General features: G+C 57.7%; 8 protein-coding genes. 2 read left to right on the top strand and 6 right to left on the bottom strand.

Annotated features, from left to right (window positions below):
- Nucleotides 1–183 precede the first annotated feature (183 nt).
- Nucleotides 184–1,131, top strand: coding sequence for an NAD-dependent epimerase/dehydratase family protein (locus FJ948_RS28755; protein ID WP_140710469.1), 948 nt, complete (start codon nt 184–186; stop codon nt 1,129–1,131).
- Nucleotides 1,132–1,162: 31 nt separating this feature from the next.
- Here FJ948_RS28755 and FJ948_RS28750 read toward each other — a convergent pair whose 3' ends face one another.
- The 4 genes from FJ948_RS28750 to FJ948_RS28735 form a co-directional block, all read right to left on the bottom strand.
- Entirely contained in the window at nt 1,163–1,702 is a 540-nt protein-coding gene (locus FJ948_RS28750; RefSeq protein ID WP_140710467.1) for a sugar transferase, read from the bottom strand.
- 118 nt (nt 1,703–1,820) lie between these two features.
- Nucleotides 1,821–2,753: a glycosyltransferase family 2 protein gene (locus tag FJ948_RS28745; RefSeq protein WP_140710465.1), complete on the bottom strand. Its 933-nt coding sequence runs from the start codon at nt 2,751–2,753 to the stop codon at nt 1,821–1,823.
- A gap of 187 nt (nt 2,754–2,940) precedes the next feature.
- Nucleotides 2,941–4,929 carry a nucleoside-diphosphate sugar epimerase/dehydratase gene (locus FJ948_RS28740; protein WP_181173867.1) on the bottom strand — a complete coding sequence of 663 codons (1,989 nt, stop codon included), beginning with the start codon at nt 4,927–4,929 and terminating at the stop codon, nt 2,941–2,943.
- A gap of 186 nt (nt 4,930–5,115) precedes the next feature.
- A complete protein-coding gene (locus tag FJ948_RS28735; protein ID WP_140710463.1) occupies nt 5,116–6,846 on the bottom strand; it encodes a polysaccharide pyruvyl transferase family protein in 1,731 nt (576 codons plus the stop codon).
- Here FJ948_RS28735 and FJ948_RS28730 point away from each other — a divergent pair.
- Nucleotides 6,817–7,494 carry a glycosyltransferase gene (locus FJ948_RS28730; RefSeq protein ID WP_140710461.1) on the top strand — a complete coding sequence of 226 codons (678 nt, stop codon included), beginning with the start codon at nt 6,817–6,819 and terminating at the stop codon, nt 7,492–7,494. The genes FJ948_RS28735 and FJ948_RS28730 overlap by 30 nt on opposite strands.
- Here the strand turns inward: FJ948_RS28730 and FJ948_RS28725 are convergent.
- Complete coding sequence (locus FJ948_RS28725) at nt 7,474–8,940, bottom strand: ABC transporter ATP-binding protein (RefSeq protein ID WP_140710459.1); 1,467 nt, start codon at nt 8,938–8,940, stop codon at nt 7,474–7,476. The genes FJ948_RS28730 and FJ948_RS28725 overlap by 21 nt on opposite strands.
- On the bottom strand, nt 8,930–9,724 hold the full coding sequence (locus tag FJ948_RS28720; RefSeq protein WP_140710457.1) for an ABC transporter permease: 795 nt from the start codon (nt 9,722–9,724) through the stop codon (nt 8,930–8,932). The genes FJ948_RS28725 and FJ948_RS28720 overlap by 11 nt, the downstream gene beginning before the upstream one ends.
- Between the last annotated feature and the right edge of the window lies 1 nt (nt 9,725).

Raw genomic sequence — 9,725 nt, 5'->3', positions numbered from 1 at the left:
AATGCCCTTGTTCGATAGGATGCAAAACTGTTCGCGATGTCCTCGCACACCTGTTCGCGATGTCTCCGGTCCAAACAGGGTGGAGGCCGACGCGGTACCACCCGCGAAAGGCCAAACCGCTCCATCAGGGGTGGAAGGCCTGGCACCTCCGCCAGCCGCCCGATAGACGGTGTGGGCAAGACAATGAAAGTCCTGGTTACGGGCGCGACGGGCTTCATCGGCCGCCAGGTGGTCCATCGACTTCGTGAGGCCGGTGTCGAGCTTCGCGTCGCTTCGCGCCAACCGGAGCGACTTGATCCGGGTTCCGACGCAATACCGATGCCCGGCTTCGATGCGTCGGCCGCCGCCTTCCTGGCGCTGACCAGGGATGTTACTGATGTCATCCATTGCGCGGGTCTGAACAATGACCGGGGCAATGCCACCGAACCCGACTTTCGAGCAGCCAATGCGCAATTGAGCGCACGGCTGGCGCATGCCGCCGCCGCTCAGGCAAGCGGACGGTTTATCCATATATCCTCGATCCGGGCCGTGATCGGCGCGGGTGCCAGCGCGATGATCGACGAAGAAACGGTCCCCGAGCCGCAAGACGCCTACGGACGCTCCAAACGCGAAGCGGAAATTGCCGTGCTGGGCGCCTATGCTTCGCATGGCCGGTCCGATGCCGTCATATTGCGCCTGCCTCCGGTTTACGGCATCGGCATGAAAGGAAACCTGGCGACGCTGATGCGGCTCGCCGACACGGCCCTGCCGATGCCGACAGGTGCGCTGACGGCAAACCGCTCACTGCTGTCATCGCAATCGGCGGCGCAGGCCGTGTGGCATCTGCTTTGCCATCCTCAGCCGCTTCGCCCGGTCTACACCGCCAGCGACGTGCCGCCGGTTTCCGTCGCCACCATCATCGGTGCCTTTCGCCTTGGGTTCGGGAGGCCGGCGCGCCTGGTGACAATGCCGGCCGGACCGATGCGGGCAGCCGCCATTCTGCTTGGCAAGCGAAGGTTCTGGGACAGCCTGACCGCGACACAGATTTGCGACCCTTCCCTGCTTGCCTCGGAAGGCTGGGCGCCAGAAACCGAGACGCTGGAGCGGCTGACCGAGATAGCGCGGCTCCGGAAGCCAGGACTTCCTGTTTGACGTGATCCAAGACCGCTTGGTTCGCGACTGCTCAGCCACGATAGAGCGTTCCAAACAGAATCCGAAGGTCGAGCCAGAAGGACGCGGTCCTGAGATAGGCGGCATCGGTTTCGGCCAGAAGTTGCGGGTTCGACATGTCGATGCCCCTGATCTGGGCCAAGCCTGTCATCCCCGGCAGAGCCTGCAAAACACCCAACCGCCCGCGGCATTCGATCAATTCCGTCTGGGTCGGCAGGCAGGGTCGCGGCCCGACCAGGCTCATTTCGCCGCGCAGGACATTCCAGAGTTGCGGCAACTCGTCGAGCTTGAATTTCCGCAAGCCCTTTCCAACCGATGTCACGGCGCTCACGGGTGTTTCATGCGAGGGCAAGGATGGCGTTCCCTGGTACATCGTCCTTAGTTTGTGGCAGCGAAAGAGCGCCCCTTCCCGGCCAACCCGCGTTTGCGAAAAAATCACCGGGCCAGGCGACGATATCCGGACGGCAAGAATGGCGAGCAATAGAATGGGAGAGGTTGCCACCAGCAGCACGGCCGCACCGGCGAGATCGAAGATTTTCTTGGCTGTCTTCATGAGTGGCCGATGGGCTCCCTGCCAGGGCTTACGCGGCAACCGCGAACACAGCCCATCCATCCGGGCGGCGTAGCATGAGGTCGCGTCCTGACCAAGCACGCCACGCGCTCCCCGAAATTCAGATACGCCCCAGGGCAAAGGCGAGATAAAGCCCAAGGGTCCCAGCAAAAGTCTGTCGATAGACGCCGCTTTCGCGCAGAGCGCCCAGGCGTTGGAAAAGGCCGCCGCGCCTGCCGTTTGCGAACAGGTCGAGGCACGCCAGCGCATCCTGGGTCAGGAGATCGCGATTGACGGCAAGCCCGGCAAGATTGACATCGGTCCAGTCCGCGAACTGGCCCTTGAACAGGCGACTGAGCCGCGAAATCCGCGCCTGCCACGATGCATTGGCGCCCACCAGATTTGCCGCATGCTGGCGGTAGCGTACCAAGGGCCGCGGATCGTAGCGGACGACGCCGCCCGCACCGGTAACGATCAGGTAAGCCCACCAATCGTGGCTGACGAAGCCGGTGTGCGCGGAGGCCCTGGCCAACAGGTCGCGCGCCGCGCGGTTGAGCAGCATGGTGTTGCCGCCGGCGATGCTCTGCACCAGCGCGTTGCGGAACGACGGCGGACGGCTAAACAGCGGCGAATGGCCAACCAGCCTGCCGGTTTCGGTCATGGTCGCGGTTCGCGAGCAGCTCATCAGCGCAATGTCAGTGTCGAATGCCTGCATCCAGCCAAGGGCGCTTTCAAGCCTGTCAGGCTCCCAGACATCATCCTGATCGCTGAAGGCGTAGCAATCAGCGTCAATGCGAGGATCGATGATCATCGACCGGAAGTTGGCGGCAAAGCCTTTTCGTGGCCCATCGACCAATGTGATCCGGCCCTTTGTCCAGCGGGGCTTCCAGGCTTCGATGATGGCAATCGTGCCATCGGCGGAGCCGTCGTCGGATATCCAGAGATCGATCAGCGGATGCGACTGCGCGTGCAGCGATTGGATCTGCTCGTCGATGAAGGCGGCACCGTCCATCGTGCCCATCAGCACCGCAATGCGCGGATCTGTCTTACCCACTGATGTCAAACGCCTTGCCGCGCGAGGTTTTCCGAGCCACGAAACACGCACTTTTCCTGGAATTGCTCATCTTGCCTTCACGCAATTCCGGACGGAAAACCGCTGCGCACTTTTCCTGGAATTGCTCATCTCTTGCCTTCACGCAATTCCGGACGGAAAACCGCTGCGCACTTTTCCTGGAATCGCTTTAGCTCGCCTGCCCGGCCGTCTTCGGGACCGCGTCATGGCGCGCGTTCGCCCTTGTCTTCGTCGCGCGGTCGAGATCGGCCAGGATGGTGAGCGAAGCCGCCTTGTCCTGGCTCTTCATGGATTGCTGCAGCGCGGCAAGTGCCGCCTGGACGTCCGACCATTGCGCGACATCGGTGCTCAGGCCAAAAATCTTGGCAATGCTGAGCTCGACCAGTTCCTCGTCTTCGCCGTGCAGGGTCTCGTGCAGCTTTTCACCCGGACGGATGCCCGTGAAGCGGATTGGAATGTCGGTATAGGGGCTTTTTCCCGCCATGCGGATCATGGTTTCGGCCACTTCGAGGATCGGCACGGGCTTGCCCATGTCGAGCATGTAGACGGCGTAGTCCTGGTCGGCCGGCCGCGACGCGGCATCGGCCGCAGACATGATGACGAGATCGACGGCTTCGGCGACAGTCATGAAATAGCGCGTCATGCGCCGGTCGGTTATGGTGACCGGACCACCTGCCTCGATCTGCGCCTGGAATATGGTCGCCACCGAGCCGTTGCTGCCAAACACATTGCCGAAGCGGACAGCGATGAACTTGGTGGCGGGGCAGCGCCCACCCGGTTCGCCGGCTGGCGTGCCATGCAAGGCGCTGACGATCTGTTCGGCGGCCCGCTTGGTCATGCCAAGCACGGAGGTCGGATCGACGGCCTTGTCGCTCGAGACCATGACAAATTGCGCCACGCCGCATTTGGCGGCAACCTCGGCGCAGACCAACGTGCCGAAGACATTGGTCTGAATGGCCGATTCCCAGTTCTCCTCCAGCAGCGGCACGTGCTTCAACGCGGCGGCATGGAAGACGATGTCTGGTTTGAACTCGGTGACGACCCGCGTCATCTGGCGCCGGTCCGCGACGTCGACGATGCGGACCTTGAGGCGGTCATGGTGCTTCTCGTCGACATATTGGCTCAACTGGAAGATGCCGAATTCGGAATTGTCGGCGACCAGCACCGCCTCGGCTCCCAACTCCAGCGATCGCTTGACCAGCGTCCGCCCGATGGACCCGGCGCCTCCGGTGACAAGGACGCGCTTGCCGCCGACGAAGGCGCCGATGCGCTCGATGTCCGACGGCACCGTGGGGCGGCGCAGGATCGTTTCCATCTCGACGGCATCGAGAACGAGCTTTCCCTCCTGGCCGAGCTGCGAAAGCCCCGAGAATTGCACGACCGCTATGTCGCCTTGACGCGCGACGCGGACCAGTTCGGAATATTCCTCGATCTCGTGCTCGGCGCCGCTGCCGAAGATCAGCAGGTCGAGGCTCTTGGTGCCGCTCGCATAATCCTCCAGGACCTCCACCAGGCGCGGCCGGGTCGCCACCACCGGAACCCCTTGAATGCGCGTGCCCAGCGGCGCGCCGCGCTCGGTCGCCATGATGCCGGCGATGGTATGGTCGGCAGGGTCCGCCGTACGCGTGAAACGAATGATCAGGTCGGCCTCGCCGAGCCGCCCGATGAACAGTGCCTGCTTGGCCCGTGCCCTTTCGTCCCTGCCGTTCAGGACACCCCAGCTCGCGCCGTCACGCAGGAAGCGGTAGAACAGCCGGGGCGCCGAGATGATGGTGAAGGAGACAAGGAAGAAGACGATGAACTGGCGCTCGTTGAGGCCCGCGACAGGCTGGAAGAAGCGCACGAGCAACGAAACGGCGTAGAGCACGAACGTCAGGATCGTGCAGCTCTTCAGGATGTTGAAGAAATCGGGCGTCGAGGCGAAGCGCCAGACCGTTGTGTAGAGGCCGCAATAGCGGAACAGCAGATGGCTGATGACCACGATGCTGGCCCAGGTGACGAGCCCCTGTCTGGAGAGCGCCTCGAACGACAGATCAGACCGCGACAGGAGAAGGCTGAGCGCCACCGCCACCAGGACCATGACCACGTCCTGGACCATGATGAAGGCGCGCCGCACCTGCGGCCTCAATCCGAAGACAGCTTCCAGATAGGAATTCATTGGGCGGGACTAGACTCCGGGCTTTCGGCACGACCACCCAGGAAAGCACGCGACCACGAACATCATCCGTGGCCGGCACAATTCCAAGTAGCATTACCGGCCCCCACCGTGCTGTATCGCATACTGCGAGGTGCGAGGCATAGCCAGATGTTTTTTTGCTGCACGCGGTCGGGGGCTAGACCTCGATCAAGGAGTAGGTGCTCCCTGATCTACGAACTGTGTGCGTTCAACCAAAACTCCATTTGCATCGGTGTCGACATAGATGAAATGGCCGAACTCCGTTGGCCCATCTGTCGCAAGCTTGTCCGCTGCCATGTTGTTCCAGTGGGAGATAGCCGCAGAAGAGGTTTCGAAATAAGCGGAGGACGAATAATCGTCTGCCTTTAAATACCAGTCGAGGTGCGCGGCTTCAAAAGGATAGTAGACACGCCTTGCCGTCTTCATTCTGCTAAACGGCTCGCCAGCTCTGTGCAGCGCAAAAGTAGTATCAATTAGCACGTCAATGCTGGCAACTCGACCATGCGAAGTCTCCACCCATTCAGGCTTGCGATGCCAAAATTGCTCAATGTGGCGGTTCATCACTTCCTGAAACAGTGGGTAATCGTGTGGAACATCGCGGATGCGAATCATCGGCCCAACGCATTGCACCGAGGTATAGCGATCAAGGAGCTCGTCATAAACGTCGAGCGCGTCGGCGTTCGCGGCAGAAAGATCGATATCGCAGTCTGTTACAACATATCTCGTTGGCTGGGCCCATGATGAGAAATAATCTTTAATCGTTTCATCAACGTTATTGAGCTCATCTTGGTTAAAAATTTTTCCTCTCTTGTATATTATGCATCCCTCGGATTCTAGGTCATCCAGAACGTGAAGTGTTTCAGGGTCATCGGATCCGTTGTCATGCACGATTACTTCGACACTTCTTTTCATTTTCCTATATGAATCAATCGCGGCTCTCAAGAATTTCCCGCGATTGTAAGAGATTACAAAAATCGGCAAAGGCATTTTCCTGCATGATGACAAAGTCTGATAGGAGCGCTTGCCAAGGTCATGCGAAAGCTCGCCTATTCGACTGTTAGGAAAATTCGAAATCATAGCCGCCCGATCGATCTGCACGTCATGCAAAGTGGCACGAGCCACCAATTCATTAGCGTCTATATCAATTGCTGGTTCATACGGTTGGTTCTGGGGCTGGTTAGCTAGAGAGAACCAGTCCCGAAATTTGAATCCGCTCCTGACGACGCGATCCGAAAGCTTGATCCAAAGATTGGGGATGCCAAATGCCTCGGCGAAAATTAACCCGTGCAAGCTCGAGCTTACTATGGCGTCGCATGACTGCAGGGTACGAAAAAACTCGGTGGGTGAGTCGTGAACATTAACGTCGACCACCCCCTCTTCGCGAAGAAGACGCTGAAAAAGAGGATGCTGACGATCCACGTAGTGGGGAATAAGCCCCATACGGAACTTTTGCTCAGAGCTTATCCGGGGAAGGAAATCGGGTACGAGAAAACCCGGATCGCCAAGTGGAATGTCAGGGACATCGACGCCCGCCGATTTAAACCTCTGATGGGTCAGTTTGCCTCGTAATGCATACACATTGGAGGCGAGGATTTGCGACACTTGCTGATCCGGGTCCATGAGGCCGGTCCCCCACAAGATCGTCCTAGAGTTGGCGCTACCTGCGATACTGCCGATTGCAAAAAGCCTCGCCTGATTGGAGTCAGTGGAAAATATTGTACGCTGACGCGAGGCATGCTCAATCACGTCAGGGCTCACCACGTCACCGATGTTCCCGATCCTTGAAAAATGCCACTCTCGAATTGCGACATCGGATTGCGTTGGCTTGACGCCCCCTGATCCTCCTCTCACGGTCTTAAGCAGGAAACGATGGATACGGCTTTTATAATTCGGTTTCATTACGGTCCAAGTGATCAACGGTTTGACTGGCGATTTGCGTATTTTCGCTCTATAGTGCTTCCACGCATACTCTCACAGACCGTCAAAGAATTCGAGATCGCCATCTGGTGCAACCCCTGGCACCAAGACATGTTTCTCGCCCTTTCTGATAAAATCAGAGTTTTCGGCGTACGCCCCGAAGCTGACGGCTTCATTCGGCCAGAAGATGCTGAGCGAGCGGCCGAATACCATATCGATTTTACTTACTGGCGCGATGTTGTTGGTCTACCTCCATATCGAATACAGATTGGACTTGACAGCGACGATCTAATTAGACGAGATTACCTGGATAGAATACATCGCGAGATATCAAAAAGCCGATCAAACTCTCTTCATATCTGCTTCCAGCCGATGATATTTAATCTCGAAAACCTGACGCAATACGACCTGAAAGCCGATTATGGTCCAGAAGCCGGCTCCCCATTCTTCGCAATCGTGCAGAATGAGGGGGCCGGTTATATATTCTCCTACGAGCAGTCTCATTTGAAATTGCCAAAGTTCTTCGCCAATTCGGTTAAAGTGGAACCAGGCTACTGCTGGTTCACAATTCATGACTCGAACGCATCGACCAGACTGCCATCCACAAGTTCACCGATCCTCAACCCTTGAGGTAACCGTTGATAGGTAGGGCTGTGCTCCGAAGTCGACACGCCCTACCGCAAGCGATCCGACTTCAGGGGCCACCCTTACCATCAGCGCATCCACAATCCTGTGCATCACGATGCGCTCGGAATCTCGTGTTCCGCTAACGCCGCTGCTGAGGAAATAGACGCCTGGAAGCATTGAGCAAGAAAACTCCCAACGAACAGAGATCGATTGCCCAGAGGACACAGACTTCGTTCTTTGATCTGGAGAGCGAATGGTTTGAGCCCCACCGAGCCCGTAACCCTCCGTGGTTCGAATCCAAATTCCAAACCCAACATTCTGGGCGCTGGCGATAAAATCGACTTGGTATTCAAAGACATAGCGACGCCCAAGACGGAGAACGTTCACAGGTTTACCGCTGAGCGTCGATACGCGCATGCTATGAATGCGTGCCCCACGAACTTCGTGAGACTCAATCGATTGAGATTGCATGCCGTCATCGAGATAATCGCCGATATCCGTGAATGCCCCGGGGGACTCTTCCAAATGTTCCGCCCAGAGGGAGCTGTCACTTGGACTACTAACTGCCGGCTGGCGTACCTGGGCCTTCGCCACCGAAGGCTCATCTGGAGATGAATCCCTGATGGAGAGGATATTCGATCGGATCTCCGCGGCACCATCAGCACTTGCATTTACCAACCGCTGATATTGGCCGGTCACAGCCTTCGGCTTCCCCTCGAGAATCTTTTCGCCACCATCAAGAAGGATTGCCCGCGTGCATAGCTGCACGATGGTTTGCGCACCATGACTGACAAAAAGGATGGTTCCGCCTTTATCCTTGATATCCTCTATGCGGGCAAAACACTTGCGCTGAAAAGCTTCGTCCCCCACCGACAGCGCTTCGTCCACTATCAGAATATCAGGATCGACATTGATAGCGGTAGCAAAGGCCAACCGCACATACATGCCCGACGAATAGGTCTTCACCGGCTGGTCTATGAACGGACCGATATCCGCGAACCGGGCTATGTCATCGAAACGCCACTCCATTTCCTTGCGGGGCACACCAAGGATCGATGCATTGAGGAAGACGTTTTCACGGCCTGTAAACTCGGGGTTGAATCCGGCACCAAGCTCGAGCAGCGCAGCGATACGGCCGTTGACTTCGACCGAGCCGCTGGTTGGCTGCAGCGTACCGCAGATAATTTGCAGCAGCGTCGACTTGCCGGAGCCGTTGCGGCCGATGATACCGACAGTTTCGCCACGACCAACCTCAAAGGAAATATCGGACAAGGCGGCAAAGTCACGAAAATAACGACGTGGCGGACGTCCGATCAGGCGCTCCAGCCGTGGGACCACCATCTGCTTGAAGCGGTCTTCGGGCCGTTCGAACATGACGTAGTGTTTGGATACATCGCATACGCGGATGGCGATATCCGAGGCTTGTGCCCCCGATTTGTTAGAGGACATCGGCAAAGCCCCTACGGGTCTTCTGAAAAAATTGATACCCTAGAAAAGCGATCGCCATCGCTGCAACTGAATAATAACCCAGCGCTGGCCAGTTCGGCTGCACGCCGAAAAGAACCACGTTGCGAAAATTCTCGACAGGGATCGCTAACGGGTTCAGCGAAAGCCATGGCTGCAACCAGATTGGAAGGGACGCCCTCTGAAAGAACACCGGCGACAAGAACATTGTCGCCGTCACCAGTGGCGACACTATCTGGCTCATGTCGCGGAAATAGACGCCAATCGATGCCAGTATCCAGGCGATGCCGAGCACCAGGACAACCAGCGGGGCAAATGCCAGTGGCGCCAAAATCACCGTCAGCGGAATATGACCAAAGACGGCATATGCAAAGACCAGCAACACCAGCAAGCTGACGGCTGCGTGAAACAGCGCCGCGCCCGCAGAAACCAAGGGTAGGATGTGAATCGGAAACACGATCTTTTTGACGTAGTTGGCGTTGGCAACGATCAACCCGGGTGCCAGCGAGACCACTTCCGCAAAGAACTGGAAAACGATCAATCCGCAGAAAAGGACAACCGCATACTCTCCTGTCGAATCTGTGGCGCCTTGCTGACCAGGAATAGTCCAGCGCGACTTCATCACCACACCAAAGACAAATGTATAGACAGCCAACATGAACAGCGGATTGAGCAGCGACCAAGCCAACCCGAACGCGGAGCCACGATAACGGCCGGTAACTTCCCGGCGAACGAGGGGGAATATCAACCCGCGTAAATTTGGGAACATC

It is taken from the genome of Mesorhizobium sp. B2-3-12, from assembly GCF_006442205.1.
Lineage (GTDB): Bacteria > Pseudomonadota > Alphaproteobacteria > Rhizobiales > Rhizobiaceae > Mesorhizobium.
Note: the sequence above shows the minus strand (reverse complement) of the source record. Positions and strands in the feature narration are given on the sequence as shown.